Origin of the sequence: Leptotrichia hongkongensis, assembly GCF_041538065.1 — a bacterium.
Lineage (GTDB): Bacteria > Fusobacteriota > Fusobacteriia > Fusobacteriales > Leptotrichiaceae > Leptotrichia > Leptotrichia hongkongensis.
The window spans coordinates 61,647-81,124 of the sequence record NZ_JBGORW010000007.1 but is presented as its reverse complement, the minus strand read 5'-3'; the positions used below and the strand labels follow the sequence as shown (position 1 = coordinate 81,124).

The 19,478-nt window shown below is 32.1% G+C and carries 18 protein-coding genes and 2 tRNA genes; 2 read left to right on the top strand and 18 right to left on the bottom strand.

Annotated features, from left to right (window positions below; translation table 11 throughout):
* Nucleotides 1-139: 139 nt before the first annotated feature.
* The 5 genes from ACEG17_RS06635 to ACEG17_RS06615 form a co-directional block, all read right to left on the bottom strand.
* Nucleotides 140-1,921, bottom strand: a complete 1,782-nt coding sequence (locus tag ACEG17_RS06635; RefSeq protein WP_372583058.1) for an oligopeptide ABC transporter substrate-binding protein — start codon at nucleotides 1,919-1,921, stop codon at nucleotides 140-142.
* Nucleotides 1,922-1,940: 19 nt separating this feature from the next.
* Nucleotides 1,941-2,873 (bottom strand): ABC transporter permease, encoded by a 933-nt coding sequence (locus tag ACEG17_RS06630; RefSeq protein WP_372583057.1) that lies wholly within the window; start codon nucleotides 2,871-2,873, stop codon nucleotides 1,941-1,943.
* 11 nt (nucleotides 2,874-2,884) lie between these two features.
* Nucleotides 2,885-3,847 carry an oligopeptide ABC transporter permease gene (gene opp4B, locus ACEG17_RS06625; RefSeq protein WP_372583056.1) on the bottom strand — a complete coding sequence of 321 codons (963 nt, stop codon included), beginning with the start codon at nucleotides 3,845-3,847 and terminating at the stop codon, nucleotides 2,885-2,887.
* Between the two features lie 3 nt (nucleotides 3,848-3,850).
* Complete coding sequence (locus ACEG17_RS06620; protein WP_372583055.1) at nucleotides 3,851-4,813, bottom strand: ATP-binding cassette domain-containing protein; 963 nt, start codon at nucleotides 4,811-4,813, stop codon at nucleotides 3,851-3,853.
* A gap of 478 nt (nucleotides 4,814-5,291) precedes the next feature.
* Complete coding sequence (locus tag ACEG17_RS06615) at nucleotides 5,292-6,284, bottom strand: ABC transporter ATP-binding protein (RefSeq protein ID WP_372583054.1); 993 nt, start codon at nucleotides 6,282-6,284, stop codon at nucleotides 5,292-5,294.
* Nucleotides 6,285-6,436: 152 nt separating this feature from the next.
* Between ACEG17_RS06615 and ACEG17_RS06610 the strand changes: the two genes are divergently transcribed.
* Together ACEG17_RS06610 and ACEG17_RS06605 are read left to right on the top strand one after the other, a co-directional pair.
* Nucleotides 6,437-6,522 (top strand) — tRNA-Leu (locus ACEG17_RS06610).
* Nucleotides 6,523-6,552: 30 nt separating this feature from the next.
* Nucleotides 6,553-6,637 (top strand) — tRNA-Leu (locus ACEG17_RS06605).
* A gap of 169 nt (nucleotides 6,638-6,806) precedes the next feature.
* On the opposite strand, the gene ACEG17_RS06600 is transcribed toward ACEG17_RS06605, so the two are convergent.
* From ACEG17_RS06600 to ACEG17_RS06540, 13 genes are all read right to left on the bottom strand, one after another.
* Nucleotides 6,807-8,411, bottom strand: coding sequence for a PAS domain-containing protein (locus tag ACEG17_RS06600; protein WP_372583053.1), 1,605 nt, complete (start codon nucleotides 8,409-8,411; stop codon nucleotides 6,807-6,809).
* Between the two features lie 396 nt (nucleotides 8,412-8,807).
* Nucleotides 8,808-9,953: a 5-methyltetrahydropteroyltriglutamate--homocysteine S-methyltransferase gene (locus ACEG17_RS06595; protein WP_372583052.1), complete on the bottom strand. Its 1,146-nt coding sequence runs from the start codon at nucleotides 9,951-9,953 to the stop codon at nucleotides 8,808-8,810.
* Between the two features lie 122 nt (nucleotides 9,954-10,075).
* On the bottom strand, nucleotides 10,076-10,990 hold the full coding sequence (locus ACEG17_RS06590; RefSeq protein WP_021770181.1) for a LysR family transcriptional regulator: 915 nt from the start codon (nucleotides 10,988-10,990) through the stop codon (nucleotides 10,076-10,078).
* 236 nt (nucleotides 10,991-11,226) lie between these two features.
* Nucleotides 11,227-12,063, bottom strand: coding sequence for an SDR family oxidoreductase (locus tag ACEG17_RS06585; RefSeq protein WP_372583051.1), 837 nt, complete (start codon nucleotides 12,061-12,063; stop codon nucleotides 11,227-11,229).
* A gap of 26 nt (nucleotides 12,064-12,089) precedes the next feature.
* Complete coding sequence (locus ACEG17_RS06580; protein ID WP_372583050.1) at nucleotides 12,090-12,461, bottom strand: type II toxin-antitoxin system death-on-curing family toxin; 372 nt, start codon at nucleotides 12,459-12,461, stop codon at nucleotides 12,090-12,092.
* On the bottom strand, nucleotides 12,461-12,670 hold the full coding sequence (locus ACEG17_RS06575; protein ID WP_006805829.1) for a hypothetical protein: 210 nt from the start codon (nucleotides 12,668-12,670) through the stop codon (nucleotides 12,461-12,463). The genes ACEG17_RS06580 and ACEG17_RS06575 overlap by 1 nt, the downstream gene beginning before the upstream one ends.
* 57 nt (nucleotides 12,671-12,727) lie before the next feature.
* The gene (leuS, locus tag ACEG17_RS06570; RefSeq protein ID WP_372583049.1) at nucleotides 12,728-15,406 is read right to left on the bottom strand and encodes a leucine--tRNA ligase; all 2,679 of its coding nucleotides are present in this window, start codon (nucleotides 15,404-15,406) and stop codon (nucleotides 12,728-12,730) included.
* Between the two features lie 365 nt (nucleotides 15,407-15,771).
* A complete protein-coding gene (locus tag ACEG17_RS06565; protein WP_372583048.1) occupies nucleotides 15,772-16,410 on the bottom strand; it encodes a dihydroxyacetone kinase subunit L in 639 nt (212 codons plus the stop codon).
* Nucleotides 16,411-16,431: 21 nt separating this feature from the next.
* Entirely contained in the window at nucleotides 16,432-17,439 is a 1,008-nt protein-coding gene (locus ACEG17_RS06560) for a dihydroxyacetone kinase subunit DhaK (protein WP_372583047.1), read from the bottom strand.
* Nucleotides 17,440-17,454: 15 nt separating this feature from the next.
* The gene (locus ACEG17_RS06555) at nucleotides 17,455-18,114 is read right to left on the bottom strand and encodes a class II aldolase/adducin family protein (RefSeq protein WP_372583046.1); all 660 of its coding nucleotides are present in this window, start codon (nucleotides 18,112-18,114) and stop codon (nucleotides 17,455-17,457) included.
* Nucleotides 18,115-18,199: 85 nt separating this feature from the next.
* Nucleotides 18,200-18,868, bottom strand: coding sequence for a PTS transporter subunit IIC (locus tag ACEG17_RS06550; RefSeq protein ID WP_372583045.1), 669 nt, complete (start codon nucleotides 18,866-18,868; stop codon nucleotides 18,200-18,202).
* Between the two features lie 31 nt (nucleotides 18,869-18,899).
* Nucleotides 18,900-19,175: a PTS sugar transporter subunit IIB gene (locus ACEG17_RS06545; RefSeq protein WP_372583044.1), complete on the bottom strand. Its 276-nt coding sequence runs from the start codon at nucleotides 19,173-19,175 to the stop codon at nucleotides 18,900-18,902.
* Between the two features lie 28 nt (nucleotides 19,176-19,203).
* Entirely contained in the window at nucleotides 19,204-19,467 is a 264-nt protein-coding gene (locus tag ACEG17_RS06540; protein WP_372583043.1) for an HPr family phosphocarrier protein, read from the bottom strand.
* Between the last annotated feature and the right edge of the window lie 11 nt (nucleotides 19,468-19,478).

The following is a 19,478-nucleotide window of genomic DNA, read 5'->3' as shown; positions in this document are numbered from 1 at the left end:
AATTACTACCTCACTTTTTGATAAATTTTAAACAATTTTATTGTTTGTTGCTTTAAGTTTACTCTTAATTATTATGTAAGTCAAGAACTAAAACCATAATTATGAGGTTTCTAATAATTTTATTATAAAATTCAAAAATCTATCTCATTGGAGCAACTGCTGTCAATTCCCACTTATGAATACCTTCATCTTTTTTTGATGAATCATATCCAATGTAAACATTTTTTAGCCTTTTATTTACTGGATAAAGTTTATATCTGTACATTAACGGAACTTCTGCTGCTTGTCCAATGTAGTATTTTTGCCAGTTTTTGTATGCTTCTACTTTATAATTTGGAACTGTCAGTGATTTTTCGCCTAATATTTCATCTATTAACCTGTCGTTTTCCTCTGATACGAAACGTGATAAATTAAGCTTGGATTTTCTTCCTGCTGATCCAGTTGGATCTAGACTTGTTCCAACTCCCCAAGCTCCAAAGAACACATCTACATCTTTAGAATCTCCCTGCACTTTTTCGTAAAAATTCTGGAAAGCTAGCAATCTTCCTGATGTAAGAACTGCTTTTATCCCTATTTTTTCCCAGCTTTGAATGTAGTTTTGGGCAAGCGGCTCTGCCACATCCCCACCAGCCATAAATGCCATCTTTATTTCAAAAGGTTTTCCATTTTTATCTTCACGGATTCCATCGCCATTTACATCCTTGTATCCCGCTTCATCCAATAACTGTTTTGCTTTTTCAGGATTATACGGATAACCTTTCAAGTCCTTTGGAAAATATTTTTTGAAAACGGGAGGAATTGCTGAAGTCGCTTCCTGCCTTAACCCAAAATAAAATGCCTGTGCTATTTCCTCAACATTTATTGCATGCACAAGAGCTTGACGTAATCTTAAATCCGACATCTTGGCATTTGAATCTGTAACATTTTCTCCTTTTGCTTTATCATAATGCCCCAGTTTAAATGCCAAATACGAATAATACAAATCCTGTTGTCCTAATGTTTCTATATTTTTAAAATCTTTGTAGTTATTGTAAAGAGAATCAGGCATGCTCATTACAAAATCATATTTCCCAGCTTTTAATGCCGCCACTATAGATTGTGAATTTACTACTTGCACTATTGCCTTTTCAATTTTTGGCTTTCCTTTATAATAATAAGGATTTGCTGTAAATTCTAGACTTTCTCCACGTGAAACTTTTGTTAAATTATACGGCCCCAATGTTACTGGTTTCATTCTAATTTTATCCGATGAAATCAATTCTTTTATTGGAATTCCTTTTAAATAGTGTTTTGGCAGTGCATTTCCAACTAGTCCGTTTGCAACTGTATAAATACTTTGTCCTAATTGTAAAAAAGAAATTTCCACTGTTTTATCATCTATTTTTTTTATACCTGAAATATTTGGGGCTTTTCCATCGTGATATTCCTTCATTCCAATAATTTTTTGACTTTCTTCAGTATATCGAACTCCTGTATAATCTTTGTTCCCTACGATTTCATAAGGTAAAATAATATCATCAGCAGTCAGAGGCTGTCCATCGGACCATTTTATTCCATCTTTTATTTTTATTGTTGCTTTTTTATTTTTTGCATCAACTGTAAGAGTTGCTGGTCCTTTGTCTGTTATTTCAAAATTTTCATCCACTTCAAATATACCCGAGCTTAAAAACATTGAAATAATCTCACCATCATAACCATCTGAATAGAATGTCTCATTAAAGACTCCAACCAACGGATCATCCTTTACTATCGCCACTTGCAAAGTTCCGCCTTGCACTGCAGGCTCATTGTTTGATGTTTTTTCTGGAAATAGTGATAAATTTAGTTTTGCACCTGGCATTTCACTTCTCTTTTTACCAGGATTACATGAAACTACGAATATCAATACAAGAAACGTGATTATTAATTTCCATTTTTTCATACTGTTCTCCTTTTTTATTTTATCCTCTTCTCTGTTTTGCGTCAGCCGCCCTGTTTAAAGCTTGTCCAACATAATTAATACAAAGCATCATAATTAAAATCAATATTGATGCTGGAAGCCAAATCCATAATTTTGTAGACAATACTTCCGGATCTGCTGCATAACCAACCAAAGTCCCAAGGCTCGGTGTAGAAAGCGGTAATCCAAAACCAAGAAAACTAAGCCCTGTTTCAATTCCAATATTTCCAGCAAATCCTAATGTCAATTCCACAATTATAATTGAACTCAAGTTAGGCAGTATTTCCCTGAAAATTATCGTAAAATCCTTTGTTCCCATAGTCTTTGAAGCCAAAATATAATCTTTCTGACTTTCTGCAAGTGCCTTACTTCTAATCAGCCTTGCTGCTCCAACCCAGTAAAATGCACTCATTATCAGCACAAAAGTCGCTATCGTGTACTTTGGAACAATAGTAACAAACACAATAATTATCATAAGCGTAGGTAAAATTGTAATAAAGTCAATAATTCTCATAATCACATTATCCACCCATTTCCCATAATATCCTGCAATAAGCCCAAAAAATATTCCAATTCCTGATGTTAAAATTGTTATTGTAAAACCAATAATAATCGAGTTTCTAGCACCTAGTATCAGCTGCCCCAATATTGAACGCCCACCAGAATCAGAACCTAGCCAAAATCCCTCTTTCATAGGAATGGCATATTTATCCAGCAGGCTTATTTTCATAATTTCCTCCTGATTTGCAAAAAGCGATCCAATAAAAATTATTCCAAAAAGAATTACAAGAATAATAAGCGAAGCAAGTGCCAATCTATCTTTCAAAATCTCTCTCACAATAACACCAATTCCAGTCGGCTTGCCGCTTTTCTTAATTTCATCAAAATTTTCTGCTTTTTCATTATTTTTCTTTAAAATTTCATTATTAGACATTTTTTCACCACCTACTCTATTCTAATTCTAGGATCAACAATGCTAAGAATAATATCTGAAAGCAAACTTCCAAGCAATGTTAAAAATCCAAACAGCAGTATTAATGCTGTAACAACGCTGTAATCCCTTGTTATAATTGAATTTACAAATAGTCCTCCCATTCCAGGATAACTGAATATTTTTTCAATAAAAATCGAGCCTCCCAGAAGTCCTGTTATTGAATATCCAAAAAATGCTGCAATCGGTAAAATCGAATTTCTAAAAATATGTCTTGAATAAACTTTATTTTCAGGTACCCCCTTACTTTTCGCCGTTTTCACATAATCCAGATTCTTAGCGTCAATTACTTCATTTCTCAAATACTGCACAATCCAAGTTGTTCCAAGCAATGCATACGTAATTGCAGGCAATATGATGTGATAAATCCTGTCCAAAATATGTCCCAAAGTACCGGTACTAAGTCCAGCCGTCACCGATCCAGTTGTTGGAAACCATCCAAGCGTATATCCAAAAAACCAAATCATTATAAGCGAAAGCACAAAAGTCGGAATCGCATAGCTCACATAATTATAAAATGTGACAAATTTATCAAGAAATGAGTTCTGATAACGTCCAGCAAGCATTCCAAGCGGTATTGCAATACAATATGTCAAAATAAGGCTAAGTAGCGATAAAATAAAAGTATTTACTGCACGTTCCCCAATAAGCGTTTTTACAGGAACATTATAAGTGTAGCTCATTCCCAAATTTCCAGAAACGGCATTTTTTAGCCATCTTACATACTGAATATGCCAAGGATCCAGCAATCCTGCCTTTCTTCGTAACTCTTCAAGTGCCGCAGGATCAGTTTGTGGTGTAATCAGCCCTGTAAACGGATCTCCCGGCATAAGTTTTGCCAGAACAAAGATTAATAGGCTAAGTATAAATAATTGCGGTATCATAACCAGAATTCTTCGTAAAACTGTTTTCCACATTGATTATTTTCCCCCTTTTCCGTTATTTTGTATTATTTCATCTTTAATAGCAACAAAATGGGTATCTGTTAATTTTTTTAAATCAAAGACACGCCCATTTTCATCATAATATTTTTTTTTATTTTTCAAATATTCCTTTTCAATTTCTAATCGTCTTTTCTTATTTTCCAGCCTTTTTTCAGGATGTACTTCTGGAATTGCAGCAATTAGACGTTTTGTGTAAAAATGTTCAGGATTTTTATAAATATCATTTTTTGTCCCAGTTTCCACAAATCTTCCACGATACATTATAAACATATAATCGCACATATGCTTTACAACTCCCAAATCGTGGGAAATAAAAAGATAACTTAGTCCAAACTGCTCCTGAATGTCCTTCATATAATTCAAAACTTGTGCCTGAACCGATAAATCAAGTGCTGACACAGGCTCATCTGCTATAATCAATTTAGGCTTTGTAGCAACAGCCCGTGCAATTCCCAGCCTCTGTCTCTGTCCACCAGAAAATTCATGTGGATATTTGTAAATATCTTCTCTATTGATCCCTACAATTTCCAGCAGTTCTGACACCTTCCTCTTTTCCTCATCTGAAGTCAAATTCTCAAAATTTCTCAAAGGCTCAGAAATCAAGTCAAGAACTCTCTTCTTAGGATTTAAGCTAGATAATGAATCTTGAAAAATCATCTGCACATTTCTATTATATTCACTTCTTCTATTACGAAACTTCCTATCAATTTCCTTACCTTCGTAAATTATCTTTCCACTTTTTATCTTCTCAAGCCCAATTATCGCTTTCCCAATCGTAGACTTTCCAGACCCCGACTCCCCCACAAGTCCATAAGTCTTCCCTTCTTCAATAGTCAAACTGACACCATCCACAGCATACACATGGTCAATTACCTTATTGAAAAAGCCCCCACGAATAGGATAATGAACCTTCAAGTCTTTCACTTCAATAAAACTCATATTTTTGTTTATTCCTTCCTTCCAAAATATTCAATAACTCAAATTCTAAACTAAAATTATAATTTTTCATTTTGATTTTAATTTATTTTAATTAATAATTATTTTATCTATAATTTTTATTTTTATAAAGCAAGGGAAATCAATCACCATTTCCCTTTATTTCACAATAATAATTATTTTAGCATAGTTTCTATTTTCTAATGGGATTTAGTTTTAAATTACTTTGTTTAATAATAGTTCTTACTATTTTTAATATGTTTTTTTCTTTTTTCGCAGGATTGCTCATTGCCGCAAATCCTGCACCTATGGCTAGACTACGACTTTTATTTGCCCAACTCCGAAACTCCTCCTTATAGTCGTCAAACAGTCGTAGTTGAACAAATAAAAGCTCCGTCGATTTATTATTTGTTGAAAAATTTTATACTAAATTTACTATTTAAGAGATGAAAATATAAATTAATCTTTCCAATAGATTGATTTATTTTTCAAAATGAAAATTTTTCCAGCAAGTACATCTTACAAAATGCTCTTTTTCCACTTCATGCAATGTCGGATTTTTTTCGTGTTCACTTTCCTTTATCCACGGAATTCTTTGAGAAAAACGGCAACCTGTTCTCTCTAATTTGGTTAGTGACGGAACAATTCCTTGAATCACGTGTAATTTTTCAGTTTCTGTGTCAAGTTGCGGGATTGAATTTAACAGAGATCTTGTGTAGGGATGTTTTGGATTATTGAACAAATCATTTACGTTTGCGATTTCTACAATTTCTCCAGCGTACATTACTGCCACTCTGTCCGCCATTTCAGCAACAACGCCCAAATCATGAGTAATCAGTATAATCCCAGCATTTATTTCACTTTGCAAAGTTTTTAGCAAATCCAGTATTTGTGCCTGTATTGTAACGTCCAATGCTGTTGTCGGCTCATCGGCTATGATAATTTCAGGCTTGCAGGAAAGTGCTATTGCGATCATTACTCTTTGACGCATTCCTCCAGATAATTCGTGTGGAAATTGCCTTGCTACACGTTTTGGATTTTTTATTCCTACATTCTCTAGTAATTCCAGCATTCTGGTTTCTCTTTCAGTTTTGGACAATTTTGTATGATAAATCATTCCCTCCTCAATTTGTTCTCCTATTCTCATAAGCGGATTTAAAGCCGATAAAGGATCCTGAAATATCATCCCAATTTTATTTCCTCTAATTTTGTTGTATTCTTCTTCATCAATTTCTACCAAATTTTTCCCTTCAAAATTGATTTCCCCTGTCACTTTTGTGTTAATCGGATTATGCAGTCCAATAATAGAAGTTGCAAGCGTACTTTTTCCACATCCCGACTCCCCCACTATCGCAAGTATCTCATTTCTTCTAAGTTCCAGCGAAATATTATCCACAGCTGTAAAATATTCATCTTTTATCCGAAAACTCGTAACAAGATTATTAATTTTTATCAATGTTTCAGTTTGCTCCATACTTTTCTCCTCTAAAAGTTCTTTGTTAAAAATTTATTTTTTTTATACAGGTATTGTAACATAATTTTTAACTTTTTACTCTTATTTTTTAAAATTTTTATTACCTTGTTAATTGACAATTTCAAATTTTCCAGGTATAATTTATTAAAAATGCGAGTGTGGTGGAATTGGTAGACACGTTATCTTGAGGGGGTAGTGGCTCTTAGCCGTATGGGTTCAAGTCCCATCATTCGCACCATTATTTAATTTATACATCCAGTTTTATTTAGCGAGCGTGATGGAATTGGTAGACATGCTATTTTCAGAGGGTAGTGGCAGTAGCCGTACGGGTTCGACTCCCGTTGCTCGCACCATCAATTTTATTACTTTTTCAACATCAAGAATCTATTTTTTTCAATTATTCAAAATTAATTTAATTATTATTCAACAATTACTTATAATTTTTTGTTCACAAAAAAAGCATCTAATTGATTTTTATCAAAAAGATACTTTTCTTTTTTTATGTTTCGTAATTTTCAAAATTTATTTATTTTTATTTTCTTCCTCATCAATTTTAGCCTCAATCATCATAATCAAATAATCAAGTTCCAATTCTCCACGCATTGCAATCATTTGAAGAGTCGCTATTTTAGACATCATCATATACTGAATAGGATCTAAAAGTTTTTTGTATTCTGGAGAAATTAATGGCATATATTCCCTAATATAAGGATATTTTTTAACAATATCCCCTATTACAGTTTTTCCAGTCAAATTATACTTGCTTGTAAATACTTCTCCTGTTTCTTCTTTTTTCTCATCTTTACCTTTATTTTCCCATGTTACAAGTCTTCTTTCTCCTGTTAGACTTCTAATTTTCGTAACATCCTGCATCATTTCCAGAACACCTTTAAACACTCCATTTTCATCTCTTACAGCCACATAATAGATATAAATGAATTTTCCACGCATTTCCAGCCAGAAGTCAATCTCGTCCTGCTCCCCTTTTCTAAAAGCGTCTATTATTTCGAGTACGGAACTGACGCTTTCTCTTGGATGGCAGTTTTTAACATCACGCCCTATAACTCCTGCACTTCTTGGGAAAACTCTATGTTTAGTGTCCGTATAGAACTTCACAATTTCATTTTCATCCACAAAAGACAAATCTACAGGCATATGCTGAAAAATAAGATTAATCTGTTCAAGCGTTAATTTCCCCTGCTTTACATCGAAAACTTCATTTTCACTATTTTGGCTTCCCATATTATATTTTGCCATAAGACTTGCAAGGTCATTCATAAAGTTTCCAGCATTTTGATTATTCTGAACATCAGTTTCTGATTTTACAGTTTTCTCTTTTACAGACTGGTTACTATTGTCATCTTGTTTTTCTATATTTTCAGGATAAAATCCAGTTGGTTTATCAATTAGGAAATACCCAATTTCATCATCTCCTGCACGCATTTGCTTAAATTCTTCTTCATTAATCATTTTCATCGAAGTTGGAAAAAGCACTTCTTCTTCCTTATGCATAATATCAAGTGTCAATTCCCATACATTTTCCTGTTTTTCCAAAAATTCTTCAATTTTATCATTTTCAAGCAATTTATATGCTTCACTTATGCTATCTCTCACGTTATTATCAAAGCTCCACATTATTCTTGATGGACGGTCAAACCCTTTTTTCTCTAATATTGAAAATAATTGATGCTGTTTTCTTGCAAGATGGGTAGGATTAAATTGAGATAATTTTTCATAAAGTTCAAGCCATCTGTTCTTTATAAATTTTTTCCCAAACTCCTCTTTCATTTCCGCAATCAGCTTTCTAGCCGCTTCATTTTCCAAAATATACGTATTTATCGGATGCCCCTCAGGCAAGTCAAATTCATCCTTCACAATAATATCCTCAAAAAGCCCTAACACATCATTCATCTTATCATGAACCGTATTGTCATCAAATCCAAGTTCTTTAATTTTTTGCTCTGAATAAGCAAATTCGCTTGCAGTCATTTTGTCAAAATTCTCTTTTATTAATTTTTTAGTAGTCTCAAAATCAGTCTTTCCTTCAATATAATCTTTTTTTATTTGAGTCATTTTCTCGATTTTCTCAAGATCTAATTTTAGATAATTTTTCATATCCTGTGCCATAATAACCACCTTCTATTTTTTATAATCTTTTTTCAGCCAAATAAAACTTCTTTGTTAAAATTTTAAAACCAAATTTTATATGATTTTATTGTCTAAATAATATACACTATTAACATTTTATATCAAATTTTTAAATTATAGATGTTTTTCTCAACTCTTAGAAATATTTAATTTTGTTAATTTATACTCAAACCTATTTAAAATTAAACTACTAAAATTATATAGATTTAGGGTTTGAGTAAAATAGTCATAGCCTTTTAAGTTTAGTTTTAAAGCAGTTTTACTATAACATAAAAAAGTTCAATTATATTTTGATTCTCAAACCTATTTTAACATATTTTCATAAAAAAAAGTGTGATAAACAACACACTTTTAGAAATATAAATCAAATTATTATTAATTTTCTCCCCATACTTCATCTGCAATTTCCTTAATAAATCTAAGTTTTGCCCATTGCTCTTCTTCTGTAAGCCTATTTCCTTCCTCTGTTGAAGCAAATCCACACTGCGGACTCAAATAAAGCCTGTCAAGCGGAACATATTTTGAAGCCTCTTTTATACGTGCAATTACACTTTCCTTTTCCTCTAATGTTGGATTTTTAGAAGTTATTAATCCTAAAACAACTTTTTTATCTCCAGAAACTTTTGCAAGCGATTCAAAAGTACCTGCTCTTTCTGTATCAAATTCCAAATAATAGGCATTTACATCTTCTTTTCCAAAAAGCTCATTTGCAATTTTGTCATATCCACCTTTCCCAAACCAGGTAGAAGCATAATTTCCACGGCAAACATGCGTATTAATCACCAAATCTTCTGGATTATTTTGAAATACCCTGTTATTTATATTTAAAAATTTTTCTGCAAATTCTTGCCTAATAATTTCTTTATCCCTATCACTTTTTTCAATAAATGAAGCAATAAAGTCATCGTCTACAAGACAACCCCAAGTACAGTCATCAATTTGCAAAGTTCTAAGTCCTTCGTTATACAAGTCATTTATAACAGTTTTGTAGGCACTGACAATATCGTCTTCCAATCCTATAAAATCAGGATAAACTTTAAGAAGTGCCGCCACATGCTTATCTTCCCTTACTAATTCTGCATAAAATTGTGCTGGAGCAGGTATTGTAAATCTAGCTTCCACACCTTTTTTATCTTTTACTAAATCTCGCAAAAATGTATAATGTTTCACAAATGGATGATTTTCCCCATTAATTTTTCCAGTAACAATCGCAGTATCATCACGGGTAACAACACCATTAAATTCATACCCTTTATCAGCATGCACATGCCCAATTCCATTAAATCCCCAGAAAAAGTCCAAATGCCAATAACTTCGTCTAAATTCTCCATCTGTAACACTTGTATATCCTAATTCAATTTGCTTATCCACAATTTTTCTAATTTCTTCATCCTCAACTTTTTCCAATTTTTTTTTGTCAATTTTTCCCTTTTCAAAATCATTTCTAGCTTTTTTCAGTTTCTCCGTTCTCAAAAAACTTCCTACCGTATCATGTCTATGAGGTGCATTTATTGTACACATATTATCAACTCCCTTATTTGTTATTATTTTATGAAGTTATTATATACAAATATGCACTTTCTGTAAAATACATTTATTTTTTAGTTTATTATAACTTTTATTTATATCAATATTCTTTAATCTTATGGAATTTCTGTATATTTCAAATGCTCCTTCAAAGCCTCTACATAAACTTTCCCATAAACACTCAGTTCAATATTTTTCTGCATTATAATTCCAACTTTCATATACTCGTCCACTTCCAGCGGTTTTGCAATAATATTTTCTCCATTTAGCTCTTTACTAATTATTCCTGTACTCACAGTGTATCCGTTAAGCCCAACTGCCAAATTAAACAAAGTCGCTCTATCTCTTACTTTTATATTTTTATCTCTATCAAGTGTACTCAATATTTCTTCTGAAAAATAAAAAGAGTTATAATCTCCTTGCTCAAACGACAAATATGGATATTCCTTCAAATCTTCAAGACTAATGCTTTCCTTTTTTGCTAAAGGATGATTAAAGCTAATAAAAACATGTGGCTTTGCAGTAAACAGCTCGATAAATTTCAAGTTATTTCTTTTTATCATTTTCTCAATTACAGTTTTATTTGCTCCCGAAGTATATAAAATTCCAATTTCACTTTTTCTCTTACTTACATCTTCAATAATTTCATTAGTCTGTGTTTCTCGAAGCGTAAAATCATACTTATTCTCTCCAAATTTCTTAATCACATCCACAAAAGCATTTACTGCAAACGAATAATGCTGAGTTGATACCGAAAACCTACGAGTTATCTTATTTCCTTTTTTATATTCTTCTTCCAATAAATCCGTCTGTTCCAAAACTTGCCTAGCATATCCCAAAAACCTATCTCCTTCAAGTGAAACAATTACTCCTTTATTTGTCCTGTTAAAAATGGTTATATTCATCTCATCTTCCAGCTCTTTTATTGCTTTTGTCAATGCTGGCTGTGAAACAAACAGCTCTTTTGCTGCATCGCTTAATGTCCCTTTTTCAGCGACTGTTACTACATATTTTAGTTGCTGTAATGTCATTTTTTCTCCTTTTAACAAATTCTATTCTACAACTTAAAAATCTCTTTTGCTTTTTAACACAATAAAAAGCCAGCTTCAAAGCCGACTCTTTATCAAGAAACTTTATTTTTATATATTTTTTATTAGATAATTTTAAAAAAATATGTTTTCTTCTCAAATTTAAATTCTACTTTCCCCCCAAAAATACCCCACTAACTTTTATCAAATTCTTCTTTCAAAATTTTCTAATCATCTTTTTACAATATTTCCAAATACTCAGTCAATGAAGTTGCTTTACGTCCCAAAACTTTTTCAATATCATTTGAAATTCCAGCTTGTTCACCTTCAGCGATTGCCGTATAAGTCGAAACCCACGAATCATATTCCCATTGTTCGGCTTTCCATATTTTACGTGATTCATAAGCCTCTTCTACTGTTTCAGGAATATACTTAATTTCTTTACCTAAATATTTACTTACAAGTTTTGTAATTTCCTCCATTGTCAATTCTTCAGGTCCTGTCATATTCAAAGTATGATTTTCCCATTTTTCTGGATTTTCCAAAATTTTAGCAGCCACTTCTGACACATCCGAACGCACCACAGCCGAAACTTTACCATTTCCAGCAGGCCCTTTTATTTCACCGTACTCTCTGCACATATCTACAAAGAAATCCACATAAAAATTATCTCTCAAAAATGTATATTTAAAGCCATTTCCTTTAATGTATTCCTCAGTTGCATAATGATCTCTTCCCAATGTAAATATGGAGTTTTTTGAAGCATTGTAAAATGAAAGATAAACAATATGCGACACTCTAGCTGTTTTAGCAGAATCAATAAAATCCTTATGTTGCTGAACACGGTCAGGATTTTCAGAACCCGACACCATAAAAAGCACATCAATTCCTTCAAGTGCTTTTACAGTATCCTCTGACTTATCGTAACTTGATTTAAAAACATCAGAAAATCCCATTTTTTCAGCCTTTTCTTTATTTCTAGCCAAATTTCTCACTTTTATTCCATTTTCTTTGCACAATCTTGAAACCATGCCACCTAAATTTCCTGTCACTCCAGTTACTGCTATTTTAGTCATTTTGTTTCCCTCCTATTTTTTTAATTTCAGACATACTTTTTCAATTTTTCTTTAAAATCTTCTCTGTTAATTTTATTTTCTACAAACTCAACAACTAAATCTTCCATATCTCTAATATATTCTGTTATTTTTTCGTCATAGCCATTTTCTATCAAAAAATATGCCCCAACAGCAATAGAAGTCCTTTTATTTCCATCATTAAAAAAGTGATTTTTTGATATACTAAAAATTATATATGTTAATTTATCTAAAAATTCAGGATAATATAAATCATTTTGTACAAAATCACATACTTTTTCTATTCCTGGTTTATCCTTGTATCCTTCTAAACCACCTGATAATTCTAAAACTTTATTATGTATTTTTAAAATGTCACAAACTTCAAAATATTTAATCATTATTTATCACGCATTCTGATAAAAACATCTTTATTTTCTTCCATTTTATTAAATAGAATATCCATTGAATTCTTTTCAATTTTATTTTCTTCAACAAATTTAGCCATCAATTGAACTAAAACGTCACTTTCACTTTTTCCAGTTTTTTTTACAGCTTTTTTAAATTCATTAATTATTTTATTATTTTCTATTTCTGCAATATATGTCATCTTAATCACCCCTAATTTAATTTTTCTTTTTAAAAATTCCTCTCCCTTTATTAAACGTTATCCCTTTACCACAATATTAACCAGTTTATTAGGCACAACAATTACCTTGACAACTTCTTTTCCATCAACAAATTTTTGAACTTTTTCTGAAGAAAATGCCAATTTTTCAGCATCATCTTTTGAAATTCCAATTTGTGCAGGAATCATATCTCTTACTTTTCCATTTACTTGTAAAACTAAGTTAAAGTTGTTTTCCACAGTTAATTTTTCATCAAATGTTGGCCATTCTTCCTCAAAAGTAAGAGTTGTATTTCCTAAATCACTCCATAATTCATCCGCTATGTGCGGTGCAAAAGGTGCAAGCAACAGAATAACTTTTTCAAGAACTTCGTGCCATACTTTTTTACTTTCTGACGAAATGTCGTTTTTGTCAATTACATTTTGCTTGTAAGTTGTCATATCGTTTAGAAGTTCCATTATTGCAGCGATTGCTGTATTAAAGTGGAAATCGTCCTCAATGCTGTCTGTAACTTTTTTCACTGTCTGATGTAATTTTTTCTGAATTTCCTTGTCTTTTTCACTTCTTGCGTCTAGATTAATTCCATAATTGTTTTCCTTTAATGCATTTTTATCAGCAAAATCAGCTGTTGACGAAATTAACAGATAAAGTCTGTTTATAAATCTATAAGCTCCAGCAAGACCGTTCATATTCCATTCCAATTCTTTTTCAGGCGGTGCGGCAAACAATGTGAACACTCTTGAAGAGTCAGCTCCGTATTCCTTGACGATTTCTTCAGGATCTACTCCATTATTTTTAGATTTACTCATTTTTTCAACTTTTGTTGCCAATTCTTCTCCAGTTTCCTTAGAAACAGGCTTTCCATCCTTCATTTCCACTTCTCTTGGGAATAAATATCTTCTTTCGTTTTGAGAATAGTAAGAAGGCCCTAAAACCATTCCCTGTGTCAAAAGACGCTTAAATGGCTCATTTGTATCAACATATCCTAAATCTCTTAATGATTTGTGGAAAAATCTTGCATAAAGTAAATGCATTACTGCATGCTCAATTCCACCGATATATTGATGAACTGGAGTCCAGTTATCTGCATCTTCCTTTTTAAACGGCTCTTTATCATTGTGAGAATCTAAATATCTCAAGTAATACCATGAAGAATCAACGAAAGTATCCATTGTGTCAGTTTCTCTTCTCCCTTTTTTCCCATTTGGCAAAATCACATTTTTAAATTCCTCAGAAGTTTCAAGTGGATTTCCTTTTCCGTTAAACTCAATGTCTGTCGGCAGTTTCACAGGCAAGTTTGCTTCTTCTTCCAAATAAATATTCCCATCTTCATCATAAATCACAGGAATTGGAGTTCCCCAGTATCTCTGTCTGCTGATTAGCCAGTCATGAAGCCTATAATTTACAGTTGCCTTACCTTTTCCTAATTTTTCCAGCTTTTCTACAATCTTGATTTTTCCATCTTCATTTGAAATTCCATCAAATTCTCCAGAATTAGTCATAATTCCATTTCCAGTAAAGATATTTTCAAATGTTTCCTCAAGCGTTAATTCATGCACATTCCCATCTTTATCCACAGGATTTACCACAATTTTAATTGGCAAGTCATATTTTTTTGCAAAAGCCAAGTCTCTTGCATCATGAGCAGGCACAGCCATAACCGCTCCAGTCCCATAATCTATTAATACATAGTTTCCAATCCATAAAGGTACTTTTACATTATTTATTGGATTTATAACATAAAGTCCTGTAAATACACCCTCTTTTTCCTTATCTTCAGCAGTACGGCTAATTTTATCCTCATTAATCATAGCCTCAACTTTTCCCCTAATTTCAGGATTTTGCTTCAAAATAACCTCTTCCACTAACGGATGTTCAGGTGCCAAAGTCAAGTAAGTCGCCCCAAATAACGTGTCCGCTCTCGTAGTAAACACAGTTATTACAACTTCACCTTTTTCATTTTTTACAATATTCTCATTATTCCCTTTATAATCAAAGTCCAAAATAAAGTCTACTTCCGCTCCTGTTGATTTTCCAATCCAGTTTTTCTGCATAGCAAGCACCTGTTCAGGCCAATGACCTCTAAGTTCTTCATGTCCTTGCAGTAATTCTTCTGCATATTCTGTAATTTTGAAATACCATTGCGAAAGTTCCTTTTGAATTACATCAGTTTTACCGTGACGCCAGCATTTTCCACCTTCAACCTGCTCATTTGCAAGCACAGTATTACAGTCTGGACACCAGTTTACATAAGATTTTTTCTTATAAACAAGCCCTTTTTTATACATCTCGATAAAAAAATTCTGATTCCATTTATAGTATTCTGGAGTATAAGTGCTAAGTTCTCTGTCCCAGTCATAAGAAAGCCCCATAAGCTTCATCTGTCTTCTCATATTGTCAATATTAGCCTTTGTCCATTTCCCAGGATGTGCCCCGTTGTCAATTGCAGCATTTTCCGCAGGTAATCCAAAACTGTCCCACCCAAATGGATGCAACACATTAAACCCCTTCATCTTCTTATATCTAGCAATCGCATCTCCAATCGCATAATTTCTCAAATGCCCAACATGAAGCTTTCCAGATGGATACGCAAACATCTCAAGTACATAATAATTCTCTTTACCATCAACTTTATTTTCCGATTTAAAAACATCTCCTTCAAACCATTTGTCTTGCCACTTTTTCTCAATTTCCGACGGTTTGTATTCCTTTATCATTGCTTTCCTCCAATTTTTTAGTATTTAGTTCTATCATTTATTTTCAAAACTTAACTTATAATATTTATTATTTTATCATATTTAATAGATTTTTCAAAAGATAATTTTATAAAAATAACTCCTGTTTTATAATTTTATATTATCTATTGCAAAATATTGTTAACATACTTAAAAATTGAAGTAAAAATATGTAATTAGCAATAAAATAACCAACTCTTATTTCAGAATAAATTTATTATATTGCAACAAAAACAATACTGACCTTCTAAAGCAGATTTCCACTCAAGAAAGCCAGTATATTAAAATAAGAAATTTAACAAAGACTTTATAAATTTTATTTTATAATATCTCATTTTTTACTTAATTCAGTTTCCATATTTTTCTTTATAATAATTATAAATTCCCTCAAATATCAATTTACCCACATAAGAGCCTCCATCTACATGTCCTATGGTTTTTTCTCCATGATAAGCCGCTCTTCCATGGACTGGCAGCATATTTTTTGTTGCCTCACTTCCATTCGATGCAGCGTCACTCGCTTCTTTTAAAATTTCTAATACTGTTTTTTCCTCGTCTGTATTTCTCTCAAAAGCTTTTGTAGCAGGAGACAGTGAATCTAGGATTGTTTTCTCGTTTTCCTTCGAATTTGCTCTTTCTTTTAACTTGCTAATTCCATTTTCCAATGCTATTTTCATATCATTTTTATCCGCATTTTCTTTTCCTTTTAAACTCCCACCTATTCCTAAAAGCCAAAATGAAATAATCGTTCCTAATGACGAAGGAGCTGACTCATTAAAGGTCATTCCCATCTTAAAAAACAATTTCCCTAAATCTTTTTCTTCGGAAGTTCCTAAATAATCCTTTACTCTAGAAAATCCTTGAACCATTGATATTCCCAAATCTCCATCTCCAAATTGGCTGTCCAAATCAAGTAAATAATCTCTGTTTTCTTTTATTAATTGAAGTATATTTTCTGTAATTAATTTTACATCATTTATATCCATAACTACCTGTCCTTCCTAAAATTACTTATTCACATTAGTATAAAACGGTGTAATTGCTTCTTTTAATAATAATCTTTTAGTTTCCACATTCAATTTAAAAATTGTTATTGATAATCCCGCCATTTCCATAGAAGTAGCAAATTCTCCTATATGTGGTTTTATTATTTTTACATTTTTTTCTTTTAAAATTTTATAAATTCTATTATATACAATGTAAAGTTCTTCTAAAGGAGTTGCACCCAATCCATTTACAGTTACAGAAACTTCATCTTCTGATTTTAGTTCTAACTCTTCATTTATTTTTGTAAATATCAAATCCGCTATTTCATCTGCCTTTAGCATTTCCCTTACTTCAATACCTTGCTCTCCATGTATTCCCATACCTATTTCTATTTTGTCATCTTCTATACTAAAAGTAGGTTTTCCAACTTCAGGAACTATACATGGAGATAAAGCTACTCCCATTGTTTTTATATTTTCTAAAGCATTTTGAGTAATTTTGCTAACTTCTTCCAATTCTAGACCTTCATCTGCTGCTGCTCCTGCAATTTTAAAAGCATAAAGCATCCCTGCCACACCTCTTCTTGTATCCTTTTTTTCGTAAGGCGCTGAGGCAACGTCATCTTTAACTAACACATTTGCTGTTTTTATATCTTCAAATTCAGCTAGCTCACATGCCATATTGAAATTCATCTTGTCTCCACCATAATTTCCATACAGACACAAAACTCCTTTTCCAAAATCACATGCTTTTATCATATCAAACATTTTCTGTGATGAAGGTGAAGCAAATACATTTCCTATTGCACATCCATCAAGCATTCCTTCTCCTACATATCCCAAGAATGTTGGAAGATGCCCACTTCCTCCTGCTGTGACGATTCCTACTTTATTTTTTTTAGGATTATCTCTTCTTATCAGCACTCTTATATCATCATTTAGCAACTGTATTTTATCACTATGGGCAGCTACTATTCCTTCTACCATCTCTTTTACAAAATTTTCAGGTTCATTTATTATTTTTTTCATGATACAGTCCTCTTCCTATTTTTTTTCCAATTTTTCTGGATATTTCCATCTTTCCAGTTCTTCTGGAGAAAAACTGGCTGGCTCATTACCTTTGTTTATTAATAAAGTGTAATAGTAAACTTCTGCCAATTCTTCTACATACTGTGCTCTCAAAAAGGCTTCATACATATCAGTTCCACAAGCTACAACACCATGTTTTTCAAGCAAGAATATATCTGCTCTTTTTACAGGTTCAATTACACTTTTTGCCAGTTCCACAGTTCCAGGTCTTGCATACGGTGCTACTGGCACAACAGCATCCTTTAGACCAAATGTCGCAACTTCATAGATAATCGCTGGTATAGGTTTATTTAATACTGCAAAAGAAGTTGCCATTTTTGAATGTGTATGAACAATTGCCATTATATCTCTACGTGCTTTATACACTTCCAAATGCATCATAGTTTCACTTGATGGTCTTCTACCATTTTTAACTTCTATCAGCTCTCCATCTACTGTTAATACACATATATCGTCCACTGTCAATTCTTCTCTATTTACACCCGACGGAGTGACTACTACATACCCTGTTTCCTTATCTCTTATGCTAAAATTTCCTGATTTATGTTTACACAAGTCAAGTCTTTGGCCATCTTGTGCCGCTTTTATAACTTCTCTTTTCAAATTTTCTAACATTTGTATCACCTTCTATTAAAATTTTATTACTAAGCTTGATTTTTCATATTTTTTACGAATATATAGAATAATCCAAAAAATAATACTAACGCAATAATTCCTGGTATTTTAGCCGCCAGTCCATTTGCAATTGCCCATCTAATTTAAATAAAGGAATATAATCTAATAATTTGTTTACAGGCTCCATTATTACACATTGCAATGTCATATAGTGAGTACAAGTAACTCCTGGTATTCCAGTTATTTCTTGAGTTCTCTTTTGAGTAGCTTCTCCTATTTTTAATTCAACTATAACTTGAACTGCCGCCGCAATAAAACCTAATGCAATATTTCCTGTAATTGCTGCTACCATTGTAGCTGTAAAAATTTTCCCCCACACATTCCACAAGTCTACATTTAATATATTTGTTTGTTTAAATACAAGCATTAAAAGATTAATTCCTATTTGTAAAGGGAACATGAATAAAGCATAAGGCCAAGCCCACGCAATCGCAGACATAGGAGACCATCCTACATCAATTATATTTAACTGAATACCTGTTTTTTCAACAAAAGCCGAAGCCACTGGACTTATAGTATCAAACATAAAACCTAATACTACATTCATTCCAGTAAAAGCGACTCCTAATGTTAATCCTGAAACTATTGCTCTTTTAAATTTCATTTTTATTATCAATCCTATTATTATCATTATTATAGGTAAAAAGATTGCTGCACCCAATCCTAAAATATAGTTTAAAATATTTCCAAACATTTTTGTTACCTCCTAAAATTTATCGCCAATATTATTTTAGCAATTCTTTTAATTTTTCAAATTCTTCTGCCATTCCCATTCCTGTTAAAAATTTAATTCCATTTATCATTGGCTTATCATAAGTTTGAGATCCTGGAACTATTGTCACATAAACATCAACTTGATCTATTATGCTTTCAAGTGATTTTATGTCTACTGCTTCTACTGTTGCTCTTATTCCTTCATCTTCCAGCATACTGTTAATTTTTGAAGCAACTGTCTGTGATGTTGCTACTCCTGATCCACATGCTACAACTATTTTTTTCATATAAATTCCTCCTAATTTTAATATTTTTTTATTCTCCAAAATTTGAGTAAAATAAACTTTCCAATTCTTTTAATAATTCAGTTTCATCTTCTCCATCTATTTCTATTTCAACTTTTGTTCCAAATTTAGCTCCTAACTTTAAAAAACCAAGGACGCTTTTATTTTCTACTTTCTTATCACCTACTCTAAAAACAGTTTTTGATTTATATTTTGATATTACCTTTATTATTTGAGAGATAGGTCTTGCATGTAACCCAGTTCTGTTTTTTACTTCCAAAGTTCTAGTTATCATCCGTAATCACC